The sequence below is a fragment of the Allobosea sp. 05T433 genome (assembly GCF_056396065.1).
In genome coordinates, this window is the sequence record NZ_JBFTKS010000038.1 from 25,310 (window position 1) to 43,868 (window position 18,559).

Below are 18,559 nucleotides of genomic sequence, written 5' to 3' on the forward strand. Positions count from 1 at the left end.
AAGCGAGAGGGAAATGAAGGTGATCAAACCGCATCTTGCCACTGCCGAAGCAGATCGGCCGGCCGCTCCGCCGGCCTCCCTGGCCTTGCCCGACATCGAAGCCGCAGCGGCGCGTATCGCCGGCCGGGTGGCGCGCACGCCGCTCGTCGCCTCGGCCTTCCTGAGCCGCCTGTGCGGCCAGCCCGTCCATCTAAAGCTCGAAACCCGCCAGCCGATCGGCGCCTTCAAGCTTCGCGGCGCGATGAACGCGGTGCTGGCTTTGGACGAAGATCAGTGCCGGCGCGGGCTCGTGACCGCGTCCACCGGCAATCATGGCCGCGCGGTCGCCTACGCTGCCCGGGAGCTCGGCGTTGCCGCCACGATCTGCATGTCGACGCTGGTGCCGACGAACAAGGTCGAGGCGATCCGCTCGCTCGGCGCCGAGATCCGCATTATTGGCCATTCTCAGGACGATGCGCAGGTCGAAGTCGAGCGTCTGGTCGCCGAGCACGGGTTCACCCCGATCCCGCCCTTCGACGATCCTGACGTCGTTGCCGGCCAGGGCACGATCGGGCTCGAACTGATCGAGGATCTGCCCTCGCTCGCCTGCGCACTGGTCCCGCTCTCGGGCGGCGGGCTCGCAGCCGGCGTCGCGGTGGCAGTCAAGGCGCTGCGGCCTTCCGTAAGGATCGTCGGCATCTCGATGGAGCGCGGCGCCGCCATGGCCGCGGCGATCGTGGCGGGCCGGCCGGTCGAGATGGCCGAGGAGGAAACGCTGGCGGATTCACTCGGCGGCGGCATCGGCCTCGCCAATCGGGTCACCTTCGCCCTGTGCCGCGATCTCATCGACGAGGTCGTGCTGCTGAGCGAAGCGGAGATCGCAGCCGGCATCCGTCACGCCGCACGCGAGGAGGGCGAGGTTGTCGAGGGGGCCGGGGCGGTCGGCATCGCCGCCCTGCTCGCCGGCAAGGTCAGCCCGCCAGGCCCGGCGGCGCTCATCGTCTCCGGCCGCAATATCGATGAAGCCGCGCACCGGCGCATCGTCTCGGGAGCCACCGCATGAGCCGTATGCTCGTCCTCACCGAGGCGGAATTGCGCCGCGTCGTCAGGCTCGATGCGAGCGCGGTCGCTTGTGTCGAGGAAGCCTTCGCAGCGCTCGCCACCAAGCCCGTCGCCATGCCGCCGATCCTGCGGCTCGACATTCCCGAGCATCGCGGCGAGGTTGATGTGAAGACGGCCTATGTGCCGGGCCTCGACGGTTTCGCGATCAAGGTCAGCCCCGGTTTCTTCGACAATCCCAAGCTCGGCCTGCCCAGCCTCAATGGGCTGATGATCCTGTTCAGCGCCCGCACCGGCCTCGTCGAGGCGCTGCTTCTGGACAATGGCTATCTCACCGATGTGAGGACGGCCGCCGCCGGAGCCGTCGCGGCGCGTCATCTTGCTCGGCCCGATGCCGCGGTCGCCGCGATCTTCGGTGCCGGAATGCAGGCGCGGTTCCAACTCGAAGCGCTGGCGCTGGTGCGGCCGATCCGCGAGGCGCGGATCTGGGCACGTGATCCGTGCAAAGCCGGTGAGGCCGCGACGGACCTCTCCCGGAAGCTCGGCTTTTCCGTCACCGCCGTGGCTGATCCTCAGGCCGTCGCGCGCGGTGCCGATGTCATCGTCACCACGACGCCGGCGCCACAGCCGATCCTGCTGGCGGACTGGCTCGAGCCCGGCCAGCATATCACCGCGATGGGCTCCGACAGCGAGCACAAGAACGAGATCGATCCGGTCATCTTCGCCCGCGCGACCTATGTTGCCGATCGCCTCAGCCAGACTCGGCGCCTCGGCGAGCTCGCATCTGCGATCCGCGCCGGTCTGGCTACGAGCGACCAGAGCTTCGCCGAGCTCGGCGAGGTCATCGCCGGCAAGCGTCCCGGCCGGTCGCGTACCGACGAGATCACCTTCGCGGACCTGACCGGCACGGGCGTGCAGGACACCGCTATCGCCAATCTTGCCGCCGCCCGCGCCCGCGATGTCGGCGTTGGGCAGACCATAGACACCAGAGCCGAAGCGGGAGACGCCGCGTGACCGTGACCCTGAATTTCACCCGCGAGGAATATGCCGAGCGCCTCGCCAAGGCCCGCGCCGCCATGGAGCGGGCTGGCGTCGAGCTGATGATTGTCACCGACCCGTCCAACATGCATTGGCTCACCGGCTATGACGGCTGGTCGTTCTACGTCCACCAATGCGTGCTCGTGCCGCCGACGGGCGAGCCAATCTGGTATGGCCGCAAGCAGGACGCGAATGGCGCGAAGCGCACCGCCTATCTCGCCCACGACAACATCATCGGCTATCCCGACCACTACGTTCAATCGACCGAGCGCCACCCGATGGATCTGCTCGCGCAGATCATTGCCGAGCGCGGCTGGGACAGGCTTCCTATCGCGGTCGAGATGGACAATTACTACTTCTCGGCGGCGGCGTTCGCCTCGCTGCGGACGCACCTGCCGAATGCCCGTTTCAAGGATGCCGGCGGGCTGGTGAACTGGCAGCGCGCGGTCAAGAGCAAGACTGAGCTCGACTACATGCGCAAGGCCGGCCGCATCGTCGAGCTGATGCACCAGCGCATCGTCGAGGTCGTCGAGCCCGGCATGCGCAAATGCGACCTCGTCGCCGAGATCTACGATGCCGGCATCCGCGGCACGGCCGAGTTCGGCGGCGACTATCCGGCGATCGTGCCGCTGCTGCCTTCGGGCGCCGACGCCTCAGCTCCGCACCTGACTTGGGACGACAAGCCGATGCGATCAGGCGAAGGCACTTTCTTCGAGATCGCCGGCGCCCATAAGCGTTACCACTGCCCACTGTCGCGCACCGTCTTCCTGGGCAAGCCGACACAGGCTTTCCTCGACGCCGAGAAGGCGACGCTCGAAGGCATGGAAGCCGGCCTCGCCGCAGCGAAACCCGGCAACACCTGCGAGGACATCGCCAACGCATTCTTCGCGGTGCTGAGGCGGTACGGCATCATCAAGGACAACCGCACCGGCTACCCGATCGGTCTGTCCTATCCACCCGATTGGGGCGAGCGCACCATGAGCCTCAGGCCCGGCGACCGGACCGAGCTCAAGCCCGGCATGACCTTCCACTTCATGACCGGCCTCTGGCTCGAGGACATGGGGCTCGAGATCACGGAGAGCATCGCGATCACGCAGACCGGCGTCGAGTGCCTGTCGAACGTGCCACGCCAGCTCTTCGTCAAGGGGTAAGGGCATGTCGATCGCCTCGCCCCGTCCCTCGCCAGTGACGCCTACGATCGATCTATCGGCGAAGGGCGTTCAGCACGGCCATCTGCGTCTGCCCTATAGCCGCGATGACAGCGCCTGGGGCTCGGTGATGATCCCGATCTGCGTCGTTGCGAGCGGGGAGGGGCCGACCGCGCTTTTGACCGGCGCGAACCATGGCGACGAATATGAGGGCCCGGCGGCACTGTTCGAGCTGGCGTGCACGCTCGACCCGGCGACAATTTCGGGCCGGGTCATCATCCTGCCGGCGCTGAACTACCCCGCCTTCCGCGCGGGGACGCGGACCTCGCCGATCGACAAGGGCAATCTCAACCGCAGTTTTCCGGGCCGCCCGGACGGCAGTGTCACCGAGAAGATCGCCGACTATGTCACGCGCCATCTCGTGCCGCTCGCCGATATCGTGCTCGACTTCCATTCGGGCGGAAAGACGCTCGACTTCCTGCCCTATGCGGCGGCTCATGAGCTGCCGGACAAGGCGCAGGAGGCGCGCTGCTTTGCGGCGGTTGCCGCCTTCTCTGCGCCGTACTCGATGAAGATGCTGGAGATCGACGCCGTCGGCATGCTTGACACCACGGTCGAGGAGATGGGCAAGGTCTTCGTTACGACCGAGCTCGGCGGCGCCGGGACGGCAACTGCCCGCAGCATCGGCATCGCCCGGCGCGGTGCCGGGAACCTGCTCAGGCATGCCGGCATCCTCGCAGGAGCGCCCGAGACGGCGCCGACCCGCTGGCTCGACATGCCCTCCGACGACTGCTTCACCTTCGCGCAGGATGACGGGCTGATCGTCTTCCAGCACGATCTCGGCGAAGCCGTGCGGGCCGGCGAAGTGATCGCCCGGGTTCATCCCGTTGGAAAAACCGGGCTCGCCCCGGCCGAGTACCAGGCTGCCATGGATGGCATCCTCGCCGCCCGTCACATCCCCGGGCTGATCAAGGCGGGCGACTGCCTTTGCGTCCTCGCCGCGCTGCGGGAGGCACCCTGACCCGTTCGGCCGGGCGACCGGCCCAAGCCAAGCCGCCGGCGCGAAGACGCCAGAGAAGCCGAAGCAATCGGCATGCGGAGAAACATCAACCAGAGGAGAATGCAGATGCCATTTCTGAAGATTGCCGGAATCTCCGCCATGGCTCTCGCCATCGCCCTGTCCGCGGCTGGCGCCACCAGCCTCAAGGACGTCAAGGACCAGGGCTATATCCGCGTCGCGACCGCCAACGAGCTGCCCTATTCCTACATGAAGGATGACGGTACCTCGGCCGGTATCGGCCCCGACGTCGCCAATGCCGTGCTGAAGAAGCTCGGTGTCGCAGAGGCCAACTGGTCCGTCACGCCGTTCGGCACTCTGATCCCCGGCCTCAAGGCCAAGCGCTTCGATTTCGTCGCCGCCGAGCAGAACATCTCGCCGGAGCGGTGCAAGCAGGTCTCCTTCACCGAGCCGAACTCCTCCTATGGCGAGGGTTTGCTGGTGAAGAAGGGCAACCCGAAGAAACTGACGACCTATGCCGATATCGCCAAGGATCCGTCGCTGAAGGTCGCGGTCGTGTCCGGGGCGAACAATATCGACTTCCTGCGCGCCGTCGGCGTCAAGGACAGCCAGGTGATCTTCATCACCGCCAATGCCGACGCGCTCGCCACCGTACAGAGCCGCGCCGACGCCTATGCCGCGACCGAACTCACCGTCGCCTCGCTCGCCAAGGGCCAGGCCAATGTCGAGCAGGTCGCGCCCTTCAGCGACCCTGTGGTCAACGGCAAGCCGGTCCGCAATTTCGGCGGCTTCGCATTCCGGTCCGAAGACAAGGAGCTGCGCGACGCCTTCAACGCCGCCTTGGTCGAGTTCCGCAAGACTGACGATTACAAGAAGATCCTCGGCACTTACGGGCTGTCGGAAGCCAGCATCAAGGCTGCGGCGGAGCGCAAGGTCGAGGACCTCTGCGCCGGCAAGTAAGGGTAGCTGACATCGTTCCGCCCGCCCCGATGGCGGGTGGAGCTCCACACCTGTTAAACGCTTTCGCGGAGCCTACTGGATGGAGTGGCTGTCCTATCTGCCCGCATTGTCGCGCGGCGCCCTCGTCACTGCCGGGATCACCTTGTCGGCGATCGCGATCGGCGCTGTCGCCGCCTTTGCGGCCGGCATCGCCCGCGTCGAGGGCGGGCGCGTGCTGGCGACGATTGCCCTTTGCTACACCGAGCTCTTCCGCGGCACCTCGCTGTTCGTCCAGCTGTTCTGGTTCTACTACGCCCTGCCGCTCTTAGGGATAAGCTTTGAGCCGGTCGCCACCGGTATCCTCGTGCTCTCGCTACATGTCGGCGCCTATGGCTCCGAGATCGTCCGCGGCGCGCTTCAATCGGTCTCCGTCCAGCAGCACGAAGCGGCGCGGGCGCTGAATTTCGGCCGCACCCAGACGCTTCTTCACATCACCTTGCCGCAGGGGCTGGTCGAGATGATGCCGGCCTTCGGCAATCTCGCCATCGAGACCCTGAAACTATCCTCGCTGGTGTCGCTGATCTCGATCGCTGACCTGACCTTCCGGGCGCAATCGATCCGCAACCTCACCCTCGATAGCGCCGGCGTCTACAGCCTGACGCTCGTCGGCTACTTCGGGATGTCGCTGGTGCTGATGTTGATCATGCGGCTGATCGAACGGCTGGTCCGGCGCGGCGCCGCCTTCCCGCGCGCGGCCCATTCGTGAGGCTGATGGCATGATGTACGGCTTCGAATGGGATACGACGACGCCGCTCACCTACGCGTCCTCGATCCTGCCGATTATCCTGATCGGGCTGACGGTGACGCTGCAGGCGGCTGCTGCAGGCTTTGCGATCGCGCTGGTGCTCGGCCTTGTCTTCGCGCTGCTGCGCCGCAGCCGTTTTGCGGCCGTGTCCTGGACGACGGCCATCGTCGTCGAGTTCCTGCGCGACACGCCGCTCTTGGTGCAACTCTTCTTCCTCTACTACGTGCTCCCGGACTATGGCGTCACGCTGCCGGCCTTCCTGACCGGGGCGATCGCGCTCGGGCTGCAGTATTCGGCCTATACCTCCGAGGTCTACCGCGGCGGTATCGAGGCCGTGCCGCGCGGGCAATGGGAGGCGGCGACCGCGTTGAACCTCTCCCGGATGCAGACCTATCGCGACATCGTCGTGCCGCAGATCGTGCCGCGCATCTTGCCGGCGATGGGCAACTATCTCGTCGCGATGATCAAGGAGACGCCGGTGCTCTCCGTCGTCACCGTGCTTGAGATGATGGGGCTCGCCAACATGATCGGCGAGCGCACCTTCGAATATCTGGTGCCGCTGACCCTGGTCGGCCTGATCTTCCTCCTCCTCACGCTGATCTGCTCAGCCGGCCTGCACCGGCTGCACAAGGCGCTGCCGAAAGCAGGGATCCCGCTACGATGACCGAGACCTCTCAGGCGCCCATCATTGAGTTCGCCGGCGTCACCAAGCGCTTCGGAGCATTGACCGTGCTCGACGACTTCAACTTCAGCGTCGCCCGTGGGGAGAAGGTCACGCTGATCGGCCCGTCGGGCTCGGGCAAATCGACGGTGCTGCGCATCCTGATGACGCTGGAGCCGTTCCAGGAGGGCCGGCTGACGCTTGCAGGCATGCCCTATCACGAGCCGAAAGCCGGCGGACCATTCAAGGCGTCGGACGGGCATCTGCGCCGGATCCGCAGCCATGTCGGTATGGTCTTCCAGAGCTTCAACCTGTTCCCGCATATGACCGTTCTGCGCAATGTCGTCGAAGCGCCAGTGCGCGTGCTCGGCCTGCCGCGCGGCGAGGCCGAATGCCGGGCCGTCGACCTGCTCGCCATGGTCGGGCTCGCCGACAAGAAGGACCATTATCCTGCACAGCTCTCCGGCGGCCAGCAGCAGCGCGTCGCCATTGCCCGCGCGCTGGCCATGCGTCCCCGTGTGCTGCTCTTCGACGAGCCGACCTCGGCACTCGACCCGCAACTCGTCGGAGAGGTTCTCTCCGTCATCCGCGGCCTCGCCAGCGAACACGACCTCACCATGCTGCTGGTCACTCACGAAATGCGCTTCGCTCGCGAGGTCTCCGATAGGGTCTGCTTCTTCGACAAGGGGCGCATCTGCGAACAGGGGGAGCCGGAGCGCATCTTCAGCGCGCCCGAGCAGCCTCGCACACGCGAATTCCTGGCCTCGGTGCTGGGCTGAGGCGGCGCCGACACTCTATCGGCGCCGGCCTGAACTTCCGAGACTTTCTCGGCGCGAAACCGAGACTTCGAAGACAGTCTCGCCAGTCCTTCACCTAACCTCGTCGTCAACCGAGGGAGGATGGTCATGAACGCAATGACGAGCACGGCAAGGCGGGAAACTGCAATCGCCAAGCCTGCGGAGCATCCCGGACTGTCGCGCCTCGCCGATCGTCGCCTGCTACGGCAGGTCGCCTATATCGACGGGCGCTGGACCGCTGCTCGCGACGGCAAGACCTTCCCGGTGAGCGACCCCGCGACGGGCGCCCTCGTCGCGCAGGTCGCAGCGCTCGGAGCGGCTGAAGCGACGCAGGCAATCGAGGCGGCGCATGCTGCCTTCCCGACCTGGAAAGCGCTGCTGCCGCAGGCGCGCGCAGCACTGCTGCGGCGCTGGCATGCCGCGATGTTTGCGGCTGCCGAGGATCTCGCGCTTCTAATGACGCTTGAACAGGGCAAGCCGCTGGCGGAAGCGCGCGGCGAGATCGCGTACGCCGCCGACTTCATCACCTATTACGCGGAGGAAGCCCTGCGCGTGAATGTCGAGAGCGTGACCAGCCATTTGCCGGGTGCGCAGATGTCCCTGTCGCGCGAGCCGGTTGGTGTTGCAGCCTTGCTCACCCCATGGAACTTCCCGTCCGCCATGCTGACGCGCAAGGCCGCGGCAGCCCTCGCCGCCGGCTGCACCGTCGTCGCTCATCCCTCGTCGCACACGCCACTGTCGGCACTGGCACTGGCGAAGCTCGCCGACCGCGCCGGGCTGCCGGCTGGCGTCTTCAACATCGTTACCGGCGACGCCGCGCCGATCGCAGAAACCTATTGCGCCGATGCTCGCGTGCGTGCCGTCAGCTTCACCGGCTCGACCGAGATCGGCCGGGTCGTCGCCCGCAACGCTGCGGCAACCGTCAAGCGCGTGGTCATGGAGCTCGGCGGCCATGCGCCGCTGATCGTCTTCGACGATGCCGATCTCGACCGGGCTGTTGCGCTCGCCATCGATGCCAAGTTCGCGACGTCCGGCCAGGACTGCCTCGCCGCCAACCGGATCTATGTGCAGCGTGGTCTCTACGAGCGCTTCTGCGCTGCCTTTGCCGACAAGGTCTCGGCGCTGCGGGTCGGGTCCGGCCTGGAGCGCGAGGTCGAGATAGGCCCGCTGATGCACGCGGCTGCCAAACGCAAAGCCGAAGCCCAGATCGCCGACGCTTTGGCGCGCGGCGCGCGGCGGCTGACGCCGGAGCGCGCCATGCCGGGCCCGCTCTTCCTGGCACCGACCGCCCTCGCCGACGTGCCCGACGAGGCGCTGATCATGCGCGAGGAGACCTTTGCCCCAGTGGCGGCCATCGCCCCGTTCGGTAGCGAGGACGAGGTCATCGCCCGTGCCAACGACACGGAATACGGCCTCGTCGCCTATCTCGTGACGCGTGACGGTGCGCGGGCCGCGCGCATGGCCAGGGCGCTCGAATACGGGATGGTGGCGGTCAATCGGGTCAAGATCACCGGCGCGCCGATCCCCTTCGGCGGGATGAAGCAATCCGGCCTTGGTCGCGAAGGCTCGCGCCACGGCCTCGAGGCCTTCACCGACCTCAAATATGTCTGCCTCGATCTGAACTGAGGCGCCGCTTGCCGTTTCCACGAAGGATTCCTGCGATGCTCGACCATCACGCCCGCACCAGCAATGAACTGGACGCCTGGGACCGCGACCACGTCTTCCATCCCTCGACCCATATGGGCCAGCATGCCCGTGGTGAGGCCCCGAACCGCATCATTACCGGTGGCGAGGGCGCCTACATCGTCGACCGCGAGGGCAAAACGAGCCTCGACGCGTTCGCCGGCCTCTACTGCGTCAATGTCGGCTATGGCCGAAAGTCGATCACCGATGCGATCGCCGAGCAGGCGGCGAAGCTGCCCTATTACCATGCGTATGTCGGCCACGGCTCCGAGCCCTCGATCAAGCTCGCCAAGATGGTGATCGAGCGCGCGCCCAAGGGCATGAGCCGCGTTTTCTTCGGGCTGTCTGGCTCGGACGCCAACGAGACCAATCTCAAGCTGGTCTGGTACTATAACAACGTCCTGAAGCGGCCGGAGAAGAAGAAGATCATATCGCGCTGGCGCGGCTATCACGGCTCGGGCGTGATGACCGGGAGCCTCACCGGCCTTGCCGCCTTCCACACTCTCTTCGACCTGCCCAGGGCCCCGATCCTCCACACCGAAGCGCCGTATTACTACCACCGCGAGGACCGCAGCCTCAGCGAGGAGCAGTTCTCGCAGCATTGCGCCGACAAGCTCGAGGAGCTGATCCAGGCCGAGGGACCGGAGACGATCGCCGCCTTCATCGGCGAGCCGGTGCTCGGCACGGGTGGCATCGTGCCGCCGCCCGCCGGCTACTGGGCGAAGATCCAGGCGGTGCTGAAGAAGCACGATGTCCTGCTGATCGCGGACGAGGTCGTCACCGGCTTCGGGCGACTGGGCAGCATGTTCGGCTCGGACCATTACGGCATCGAGCCCGACCTCATCACCATCGCCAAAGGGCTGACCTCGGCCTATGCGCCGCTCTCGGGCGTCATCGTCTCGGAGAAGCTTTGGCGGGTGCTGGAGCAGGGCTCGGATGAATACGGCCCGATCGGCCATGGCTGGACCTATTCCTCGCACCCGCTTTGCACTGCTGCGGGCGTCGCCAATCTCGAACTGGTCGACGAACTCGATCTCGTGCGCAATGCCGGCGAAGTCGGCGCCTATTTCAATGCGACGCTGCAGGATGCCGTTGGCGGCCATCGCCATGTCGGCGAGGTCCGTGGCGAGGGCCTGCTGGCGGCGGTCGAGTTCGTCCGCGACAGGGATGACCGCGTCTTCTTCGCTACCTCTGAAAAGGTCGGCCCGCGCATTGCCGCCGCCCTGCTGGAACAGGGCGTCATCGCCCGCGCCATGCCGCAAGGCGATATCCTGGGCTTCGCACCACCGCTATGCCTCACAAGGCAGGAGGTCGACCAGATCGTCGACGCGACCCGGCGCGCCGTGGCGGCAGTGCTTTAGCGCMAATGATCCCATGAACCTAGTCGCGTTGGCGCTGTTGCGCCAGTTAGGGACGTTGGGGCCCTCGCCCGGGAGATGAGGTATCGCGGTGGCTGCGGGCGATCCGGGAGCGGAAGTGCGCAGCCTCTTCACATACGGTGCCGGAGAGGTCGGACCTGACCTCGGCAGCGAGCGAAGGAGCGACGGCGATGGCGCATTTCGTAGGTCTGGACGTGTCGGTGCAGGAGACGGCGGTGTGCGTCGTCGACGAAGCCGGCAAGGTTGTGTTCGAGCAGAAGGTTGCGACCGAGCCGGACGATCTCGTCGTGCTGCTCATGTCCATCAGTGGCGACTATGGCCGGATCGGGATTGAGGCCGGTCCGCTCTCGCAGTGGCTGGTGAATGGCTTGGCGGAAGCAGGCCTGCCGGTGATCTGCGTCGAGACGCGGCACATGAACTCGCTCCTGAAGGCGCAACAGGTCAACAAGTCGGACCGTCACGACGCTCGTGGCATCGCGCAGATGATGCGSGTCGGCCTGTTCAAACCGGTACACGTCAAGACGCTGGCGAGCCAGGAGAAGCGGATGCTGCTGACCGGCCGCAAGCTCCTGCAGCGCAAGATGCTCGACATCGAGTTCGACCTGCGCGGCACGTTGCGCAACTTCGGCCTCAAGGTCGGCGTGGTCGGCAAGGCCGGGTTCGAAGCTCGCGTCCGCGAGCTGGTGGCGGGCATGTCCAGTCTGTCGGCGATCGTGGAGCCACTGCTCACCGTCCGGCGCGTCCTGCGCCAGGAGTTCGCGCGGATGCACAAAATGCTGCTCGAAGTGGTTCGCCAGGATCCCGTGTGCCGGCGGCTGATGACCGCGCCTGGTGTCGGGGCGGTCGTGGCGCTCACCTATCGGGCGACGGTCGATCAGCCGGCAGCGCTTTGTTCACTCCAGGGCGGTCGGCGCGCACGTTGGACTGACACCTCGACGCCACCAGTCCGGCGAGATCGACTATGATGGCGGCATCTCCAAGTCCGGCGACACCATGCTGCGGACGATGCTGTACGAGGCCGCCCAGACGCTGCTTACGCAGAGCCGGCACTGGTCGTGGCTCAAAGCATGGGGCACGCGGGTCGCGCAGCGGCGCGGCATGCGGCGCGCCATCGTAGCCGTCGCCAGGCGACTGGCGGTGATCCTGCATCGCATGTGGATCGACGGCACCGACTTCCGCTGGGGCCGCGACCCGGCAGCCGCCGTTCAGGCGGCCTGACCCCGGCCCGCACAGGAGCAGCGACGGGTTCTGCCACGGCAGGAAGAGGTCCTCACGGGGACGGTGGTGAGACGAGATCGTAATGTCCGCAGCCTCTGCCGCTCGACGGCGGCAAGAGCGCCCGAGAGATTGGTCCGCCTCATCCTCTTACCCCATCATGGGGCGGCCCCTGCGCCGACCCCGGAGAGAAGCGCGAGCCCCGTGCGGCGACCTCGTACCGAAATGCCCCCGAGCAGGAACCGACCACAGCTGGACGCGATCCGCACGGCCGTCGTCCCCGCTGGCACAACCGGCGGTCGATCGGTGCGGCCCCTTGACTTAAACCGCGATAGAGAAGCGGACATTGATTGCCCGTGAAACGGCGGTCGGTTGCGACCAAGGTTGTGTGCAAAACGGGCTGACCCGCTGGCGCTGGTCAGCAGTGCCTTGTCCGCTCCGCCCGTCACCGATCAGCGCCTGTTCCCGGCGTTCGAGGATCAACGGGCGGCCCCCTCCCCGGCCATGAAGCGCGCTTGCGCGCAGGATCTCCAGCGTGACATGCATGGAGCTGACCACAGGTGGCGAACGGATGTTGCTGGCGCGAGCCGGTTGTCGACGCACTGGCGACGGACACGCAGGAGCTGGATTTTCGCCGCACCTCCGAGGATCGGGAGGGCGAGACCACGGCGCGCGGGCTGCGGCGCGTTCCTGAGAAAGCTGGCTTGTACCGGGCCCGTGCTCTGCCTGGGTGGCCTCATCGTCTTGGGTCGCCCGAGCCGAACCGGGCCGCGAGGGGAAGGCGATGCTGGGCATCGACGAGAACGCCGAGGGCGCGACCCTGATCCGGCGGCTTGGCGACCGTGCCACTTGTAGTTATGGCGATATGCCCCTATATCTAAGGCATATCGCCAGGGAGATCGGCCATGACCACAGTTACCGCACTCGAAGTCGTTGGTGGGCGCGACCTAATCGGCGCCCCCATCAATAGCAGCCGCGATCTCATTAGCGCAGTTCGGCGAGGCTTCCCGGTCCAGACTGTGGAGTACGTCATCAGCAGCGGCCGCATGTCCCTCGCCGAAATTGACCTGGTTGTCATTCCTCGCAAAACCCTCAGCCACCGGCGCAAGATTGGCACCCTGACATCCGAACAATCTGACCGCCTGATCCGGGCTGCGCGCGTCCTTGCCGAAGCTGAGGAAACGTTCGGATCTCAGCAGAAGGCAGCCAAGTGGCTGCGCCGACCAACAACCGCACTCAGCGGCGAAAAACCCATCGACCTCCTCGACACGTCGGAGGGAGCAGACCAGGTCGAGGCGCTGCTCGGCCGCATCGKCCACGGCATCGCCGCCTGATATGAAAGTCTGGCGTGTTTGCCGTTTACCGTTCGCCGATTTGAACGGCGAGGGGGCTCGGATCTACGGCGGACGGTGGAACACTCCCGGACGCCCCCTGCTGTATACGGCCGAAAACCCGGCACTCGCGATTCTTGAGGTAAGAGTACATCTCGACCTCGAGCCTGACCTGATCCCAGACGATTACGTCCTCATGGAAATCGAGTCAGGCTCAGCTGTAATCAAAGAGATTTTGGACCCAATTGAAGCACCGGCAACTGTCGGTGACCGCTGGCTCGCCACAATGGAAACCCCGATCCTTAAGGTTCCATCCTTTGTGGTGCCAAACAGCTTCAACTTGCTGATCAACCCGGCGCACCCCGGAGCCGCGAGCATCAGCATCCAAAGCACAAAACCATTTGATTTCGACAGGCGGCTCTGGCTCCCCCTCACATACATGCCTCCGTGAGGAGAACCTGCCGATCGGCGGGACAGATCACCCATCTGGCTGGTTGAGGCACGGGCTGCTCGATCCACTTCTTCATCTCATTGAAAGACTCATCGGCCGACCCCGCGCGCCTGGTTGAACTCATCGATGAAAGGCCTCTTCGCTGGCTCGGCTCATCATGCTGGCTCAATTCCGCCCGTCGCGCCCCGATCATTGGCGACGCCGTCACGTTCCGCGTCGCCCTCCCCGTCGTCGGCGCCGCTCGTCGGGACTCCTCAGCCAGGAGCGTGTCCTTGGTCAGCAGGCCGGCATCCTCGAGCTTTTCGAGATCCGGCAGGTCGCGCAGGCTGGCGAGACCGAACACCGACAGGAATCTGTCGGTCGTGACATAGGTATAGGGCGCCCCCGGCTCCGGGCTGCGCGGTCCGGTGTGATCACGCCGGCGCGTTTTAGCGCCGCAACGGTGTCTTGGTTCCGTTTGCGCGCCGTTCTCGCGTTTTGCCGGGCAGAACGGGAGGGTGTTAGGCGAAGGGTGGGCCGGTAGCTCAACGGTTAGAGCTCGCTGCTCATAACAGCGGCGGTGCCGGTTCGAATCCGGCCCGGCCCACCATTTTCCTCTCAATGGCCTTGCCATCCGCGTTCTCTCGGCGTTGTCACTCCGGTGGCGGAGAGCTGTGTGGATGGGCGGGCATGAGCCAGTCGACCATCAGCTATAGTCGCCATCGATTTCCGCCTGCGATCATTGCTCATGCGGTGTGGCTGTATTTTTGCTTTCCCCTGAGCCGTCGCCTTGTCGAGGAGATGCTGCCGGAGCGCAGCATTGCTGTCTCCTACGAGACGGTGAGGCGCCGGGCCCTGAAATTCGGGCGGGAATAAGCCCGTAGCCTGTCGGCGGCAGCGGCGGCCAGAGGCACTGGCTGTGGTGCGCCGTCGATCAAGAGGGCTATGTTCTTGACGAGTTCACGCAGAACGGCTCGGCGAAGAAACGCCTCCATTGGATTTTGACCGCGAGAGAACGTTCTATTTTCACATGTCACAATAGAATTGTGGTCATTTCGGCGCGGTGCGAAACTGACGGACTATCCGAAAGGCACAGGCCCCAACGCGCTCCAAAAGGACCAGATGATGAAGCTCAAGGTTGGCCGATGGCTGGTTGCAGCCGCCTTGGGGTTCGCCACCCCTGCGCTTGCCAGTGCAGACCGCTTGGTGGTGGATCTGGCGGCCGAACCGTCGACGCTCGATCCGCAGATCCAGTGGAATCCCGATAGCTACTACGTCTACCGCAACATCTTCGACAATCTCGTCACCCGCGACGACAAGGGCGATATCATCCCTCAGATCGCCACCTCTTGGCGCAGCCTGTCCAATACGGAAATCCTATTCACGCTGCGCAGTGACGTGACCTTCCATGACGGATCAAAACTCACCGCCGAGGATGTCGCCTTCAGCATCAAGCGTATCACCGACGCGTCCTTCGGGAGCCCGCAGCGCGGGCAGTTCGACAAGATCGTTGCCGCCGTCCCCCTCTCGGCGACGGAGGTGAAACTTGTCACCGACGGGCCCTATCCGGCTTTGCTCGCCCAGCTCGTGAAGCTCTCGATCGTACCAAAGGCGGTCGTCGAGAAAGTCGGCAACGACCCCTTCAATCTCAAGCCGGTCGGGAGCGGTCCGTATCGTTTCGAAAGCTGGCAGCGCGGCGTTGCCGTGACCCTGAAGCGCAACGATGACTATTGGGGCACCAAGGGCCCATTCCCGACCGTGCTCTTTCGCGCCGTGCCTGATGGTGCGACACGCGTCGCCAATCTGCAGGCGGGGAGCTCCGACCTTGCCGTGGGGCTCGACAACGACCAACTCGCCCAATTCAAGATGTCGCAGCGGGTTAAGCCCCTGACGGCCCTAACCGAGCGCCTCGCCTATCTGCGCCTCAATCCGAACCAGCCCCCCTTCGATAACCCCAAGATTCGCGAAGCCGTGGCGCGAGCTGTCGACAAACAGGGCATCATCGACGGCATTCTGGGCGGGCAGGAGAAGCCCATAGCGCAGATGTTGACGCCGGCACATTTTGGCTGGGCCGAGGGCATCGCCGGCCCCACCTACGACCCGGCGCGCGCCAAGGCGCTTGTCGCCGAGGCCGGGGCTGCAGCCAAAGTGCCATTTGCGCTGACCACCGCGCCCTTCTTCGATCAGCGTGTCGTCCAGGCGATCCAACAGCAATTGCGCGATGTAGGGTTCGAGGTGACGATCACCTTGGTCGACACGCCGAGCTTCCTTCAAAGGACCCAGCGCGGACCCCTCGACTCTCCCATCCTCGCCATCAGCCGCTCCTCCTGCGCTTGCCAAGACGCGGACGGTGCGCTGTACCAACTCTTCCACTCCGGCAATGGCTGGACAATCGTCGAGAACAAGGAGATCGACGGGCTGCTCGACCGCGCGCGCGCGACGCTCGATCCCGCAGTACGATTGGCCGATTATCGCAAGATTCATGAAATTGTTGCGGCGACACTGCCCGTCGTACCTCTTTATCAGACCGTCGTCGGCTATGGTGCCGCCAAGCCACTGCAATTCAACCCGACGCCGAACGAAAGTCTGTTCCTCAACCGCATGCGTTGGGGGGAGTGATTCGAGCCTAGCTGGCATTGGCACGTTAACTGCCGGCGAGCGTCAGGGACTGAACCGGTCGCCGCCGGGTTCGGAAGCGCAAACCTACCCAGGCTTGGTCGATCGAATTCGGTTTCTCGCGAAAGTCATGCCCTGAACCCAGTCGGCCAATCATCCTGTTGCTGCGTGACCCGGTCGATTGGTCAGCTGACGGAGTCATACAAATGCCTCCGATCCCGAATGGGGGCGATTAATTCGGCGCGCGCCAGTAGCGAATACATCACCATCCGCTCGGAGCCATGGCCGCACGTCCTCTCAGACATCGGCCTAAATGAATCAAAAGAAACCGTAAGCACGGCGGGTGGCTGCCCCGACTTTGCGCGTTTGCGACCGTCCAGCAAGAGGCGCAGAGGCCGTTCGGGAGCGGGTTATCAGGCGCATGTGGACCCACCCTCGGTTCGCCTGACAATCCACTTCCCGACGCGCGGCTACGCGCCAAGGTCATATAACTCCTCACCTTGGCGCTCCCGACAGCCAAGGCCTCCGATCTCTTTTGAGCGCCGAGACCCCTACCCTGGCCTTCAGTTGATCGGATGCCGGCAGCCTCGGCGGATGTGGAGCTACCCGCCCGTCATGCATCGCCGTGCGTCGGCTTCGGGATCGCGCGGATGCAAGTAAGGGGCACCCATCAGGAAGGCAGGGCGCGACGACGGAGGACCACATCGCATGCAAATTTCACATGGCGGGTAGGGCTTCTTCGCTCGGCGATTGCGCCGCGAATTCATAGTTTGATCACGATCATGCGCCTTGCTTGAACCAAGGATATGGCGCGCCGCCAGATCGAATTTCCCGATCGGATCGATATGTCACCCCCGTCTGCAGCTGCCACCGCGGCCGATTGCGATGCCTATTCCTCTGATGTCTCGATAAGGAAGCCCCCTACCCGTCCCGCCGGTATCTCGTTACCCGTGGACAACGCGTTCCTCGCCATAGGTCTCATCCTGGCGAGCACATTGTTCTTCGCCGCCGGAGACGTCTCGGCGAAACTCCTGACGGCAAACCTTCCCGGCGTGCAGGTGGCGTGGTTGCGCTATCTCGTATTCGTCATCCTGGTTGTGCCGACCGCGTTCGCTATGAGCGGCAGGCGCGCCCTCGTGGCCGCCTCGCCCGGCATGCAGACCCTTCGTGGCCTCGCAGTGGCTGGCTCCGCGATGCTCTTCATTTTGGGCCTCACGCAGCTTCCCGTTGCGGAGGCAACCGCCATCAACTTCATATCGCCCATCTTCATCACGGCCCTGTCCATCCCATTGCTCGGCGAGAAGGTGGGCCTTCGCCGCTGGGCAGCGGCAGCGGTCGGCTTTGCAGGCGTGCTCATCGTCGTGCGACCGGGCACCGCTGGGTTCAGCATGGCGGCTCTCCTGCCGATGGGCGCCGCCATGTGCTGGGCGGTGGCCGCGATCGTGACGCGAAAGATGCATGCCGAGCGGTCGGAGGTGACGATGGCCTGGTCCGCGCTCATCGGCTTCGCGGTGCTGTCCGCGGGCGTGGCCTTCTCCTGGCATCCTTTGACACTGCGGGAGATCGGGATCGGCGTGGCCATGGGCTTGTTCTCGACCATCGGTCACTGGATGGTCATCCTCGCCTTCAAGAAGGCCCCCGCATCGACGATCGCCCCGTTCTCGTACGTGCAGCTCGCCTCCGCAGCCCTACTCTCCTTCGCCATCTTCGGGGCTGTCCCCGAGGCCATGACCTTCCTCGGAGGAGCGGTGATCGCGGCGAGCGGACTCTACACGGCCCACCGGGAACGCATCCGGGCTAGGTAGCTGTCGGCGAGCGAGGCTATGGAGCGTCTCGCCAGCCATGTAGTCCTGGCCACCTGGCGCTTGAAATCAGGTGCTGGGGGTGCGGCGTCGGGCCATGGCTTAGGCCGTCGCGATCTTCGAATGGGCGAACAGGCTGATGCAGCAATCGGGCGATCGATCCTCGTCGGCGGTCGAGTTCGCGCAGATTACGTGTGATCGCGTCGCATTCGTCTACGGCGAACGATCTCGGCTCGGATCGGAGGATCGCTTCCAACCGCCCGGTCCGAGTCATCAAAGGGGAGGTCGTCGCGCTCCACCTCGCCCTCTCCCTCATCGCCCAGCAGCAAGGCGCGGGCTTGGCGGTCCGCAAATACACGATGATGAAGCGCGGCATCCTCAGCCATGACGCCCAGCGTTTGCCGGGCTCCACCATCACAGCCGCCGCGAAGGCAGAGGTCGACTACCTACTAGAACGCGTGGCAAAAACCGACCCCAGAGCGAATAGCTGAGCCTGGAGTCGCGTTTCTCCGTAGCCCTTCGGCGTGGGCCGCCTTGCGGTGGCGCGTGCTGAGTGAAGAAATAGGCGTATGGATAGTCATACGCCTATGCCGAAGCTCTCTCGGCTTGAAGTGATCACGACGGGATCGCGGCGGCGGTGGACGCCGGAAGAGAAGCTC

At 65.1% G+C, this 18,559-nt stretch carries 15 protein-coding genes, 1 tRNA gene and 3 pseudogenes; 18 read left to right on the forward strand and 1 reads right to left on the reverse strand.

Going from position 1 to position 18,559, the window contains the following annotated elements:
- Nucleotides 1-13: 13 nt before the first annotated feature.
- From eutB to AC1DGP_RS31440, 13 genes and pseudogenes are all read left to right on the forward strand, one after another.
- The gene (gene eutB / locus AC1DGP_RS31380) at nucleotides 14-1,042 is read left to right on the forward strand and encodes a hydroxyectoine utilization dehydratase EutB (RefSeq protein ID WP_441480483.1); all 1,029 of its coding nucleotides are present in this window, start codon (nucleotides 14-16) and stop codon (nucleotides 1,040-1,042) included.
- The gene (gene eutC, locus AC1DGP_RS31385; protein ID WP_476832988.1) at nucleotides 1,039-2,052 is read left to right on the forward strand and encodes an ectoine utilization protein EutC; all 1,014 of its coding nucleotides are present in this window, start codon (nucleotides 1,039-1,041) and stop codon (nucleotides 2,050-2,052) included. The genes eutB and eutC overlap by 4 nt, the downstream gene beginning before the upstream one ends.
- Nucleotides 2,049-3,227, forward strand: a complete 1,179-nt coding sequence (doeA, locus tag AC1DGP_RS31390) for an ectoine hydrolase DoeA (RefSeq protein WP_476832989.1) — start codon at nucleotides 2,049-2,051, stop codon at nucleotides 3,225-3,227. The genes eutC and doeA overlap by 4 nt, the downstream gene beginning before the upstream one ends.
- Before the next feature lie 4 nt (nucleotides 3,228-3,231).
- On the forward strand, nucleotides 3,232-4,245 hold the full coding sequence (gene doeB, locus AC1DGP_RS31395; protein ID WP_441492589.1) for a N(2)-acetyl-L-2,4-diaminobutanoate deacetylase DoeB: 1,014 nt from the start codon (nucleotides 3,232-3,234) through the stop codon (nucleotides 4,243-4,245).
- A 105-nt stretch (nucleotides 4,246-4,350) separates the two neighbouring features.
- Nucleotides 4,351-5,202 (forward strand): ectoine/hydroxyectoine ABC transporter substrate-binding protein EhuB, encoded by an 852-nt coding sequence (ehuB, locus tag AC1DGP_RS31400; protein ID WP_441480479.1) that lies wholly within the window; start codon nucleotides 4,351-4,353, stop codon nucleotides 5,200-5,202.
- 79 nt (nucleotides 5,203-5,281) lie between these two features.
- Nucleotides 5,282-5,947 carry an ectoine/hydroxyectoine ABC transporter permease subunit EhuC gene (gene ehuC / locus AC1DGP_RS31405; protein WP_476832990.1) on the forward strand — a complete coding sequence of 222 codons (666 nt, stop codon included), beginning with the start codon at nucleotides 5,282-5,284 and terminating at the stop codon, nucleotides 5,945-5,947.
- A 10-nt stretch (nucleotides 5,948-5,957) separates the two neighbouring features.
- Nucleotides 5,958-6,650, forward strand: coding sequence for an ectoine/hydroxyectoine ABC transporter permease subunit EhuD (gene ehuD, locus AC1DGP_RS31410; protein WP_441492588.1), 693 nt, complete (start codon nucleotides 5,958-5,960; stop codon nucleotides 6,648-6,650).
- Entirely contained in the window at nucleotides 6,647-7,426 is a 780-nt protein-coding gene (ehuA, locus tag AC1DGP_RS31415; RefSeq protein ID WP_476832991.1) for an ectoine/hydroxyectoine ABC transporter ATP-binding protein EhuA, read from the forward strand. Before ehuD ends, ehuA begins: the two co-directional genes overlap by 4 nt.
- Before the next feature lie 135 nt (nucleotides 7,427-7,561).
- On the forward strand, nucleotides 7,562-9,070 hold the full coding sequence (locus AC1DGP_RS31420; protein ID WP_476832997.1) for an NAD-dependent succinate-semialdehyde dehydrogenase: 1,509 nt from the start codon (nucleotides 7,562-7,564) through the stop codon (nucleotides 9,068-9,070).
- A 35-nt stretch (nucleotides 9,071-9,105) separates the two neighbouring features.
- Nucleotides 9,106-10,488: an aminotransferase gene (locus AC1DGP_RS31425; RefSeq protein ID WP_476832992.1), complete on the forward strand. Its 1,383-nt coding sequence runs from the start codon at nucleotides 9,106-9,108 to the stop codon at nucleotides 10,486-10,488.
- 188 nt (nucleotides 10,489-10,676) lie between these two features.
- Nucleotides 10,677-11,724, forward strand: a pseudogene (locus AC1DGP_RS31430) (IS110 family RNA-guided transposase).
- 902 nt (nucleotides 11,725-12,626) lie between these two features.
- Nucleotides 12,627-13,055 carry a type II RES/Xre toxin-antitoxin system antitoxin gene (gene parS, locus AC1DGP_RS31435; protein WP_476832993.1) on the forward strand — a complete coding sequence of 143 codons (429 nt, stop codon included), beginning with the start codon at nucleotides 12,627-12,629 and terminating at the stop codon, nucleotides 13,053-13,055.
- Nucleotide 13,056: 1 nt separating this feature from the next.
- Entirely contained in the window at nucleotides 13,057-13,503 is a 447-nt protein-coding gene (locus AC1DGP_RS31440) for an RES family NAD+ phosphorylase (protein ID WP_441508087.1), read from the forward strand.
- Here AC1DGP_RS31440 and AC1DGP_RS31445 read toward each other — a convergent pair.
- The gene (locus AC1DGP_RS31445) at nucleotides 13,484-13,846 is read right to left on the reverse strand and encodes a hypothetical protein (protein ID WP_476832994.1); all 363 of its coding nucleotides are present in this window, start codon (nucleotides 13,844-13,846) and stop codon (nucleotides 13,484-13,486) included. The genes AC1DGP_RS31440 and AC1DGP_RS31445 overlap by 20 nt on opposite strands.
- Nucleotides 13,847-14,016: 170 nt before the next feature.
- Here AC1DGP_RS31445 and AC1DGP_RS31450 point away from each other — a divergent pair.
- The 5 genes and pseudogenes from AC1DGP_RS31450 to AC1DGP_RS31470 all read left to right on the forward strand — a co-directional run.
- Nucleotides 14,017-14,092: transfer RNA gene (locus AC1DGP_RS31450), tRNA-Ile, on the forward strand.
- An 80-nt stretch (nucleotides 14,093-14,172) separates the two neighbouring features.
- A pseudogene (locus tag AC1DGP_RS31455) lies at nucleotides 14,173-14,474 on the forward strand (IS6 family transposase); the annotation flags it as partial.
- Between the two features lie 133 nt (nucleotides 14,475-14,607).
- Nucleotides 14,608-16,101, forward strand: coding sequence for an ABC transporter substrate-binding protein (locus tag AC1DGP_RS31460; protein WP_476832995.1), 1,494 nt, complete (start codon nucleotides 14,608-14,610; stop codon nucleotides 16,099-16,101).
- Nucleotides 16,102-17,048: 947 nt separating this feature from the next.
- On the forward strand, nucleotides 17,049-17,903 hold the full coding sequence (locus AC1DGP_RS31465) for a DMT family transporter (RefSeq protein ID WP_476832996.1): 855 nt from the start codon (nucleotides 17,049-17,051) through the stop codon (nucleotides 17,901-17,903).
- 293 nt (nucleotides 17,904-18,196) lie between these two features.
- Nucleotides 18,197-18,391: pseudogene (locus tag AC1DGP_RS31470) on the forward strand (dihydrodipicolinate synthase family protein); the annotation flags it as partial.
- Nucleotides 18,392-18,559 lie beyond the last annotated feature (168 nt).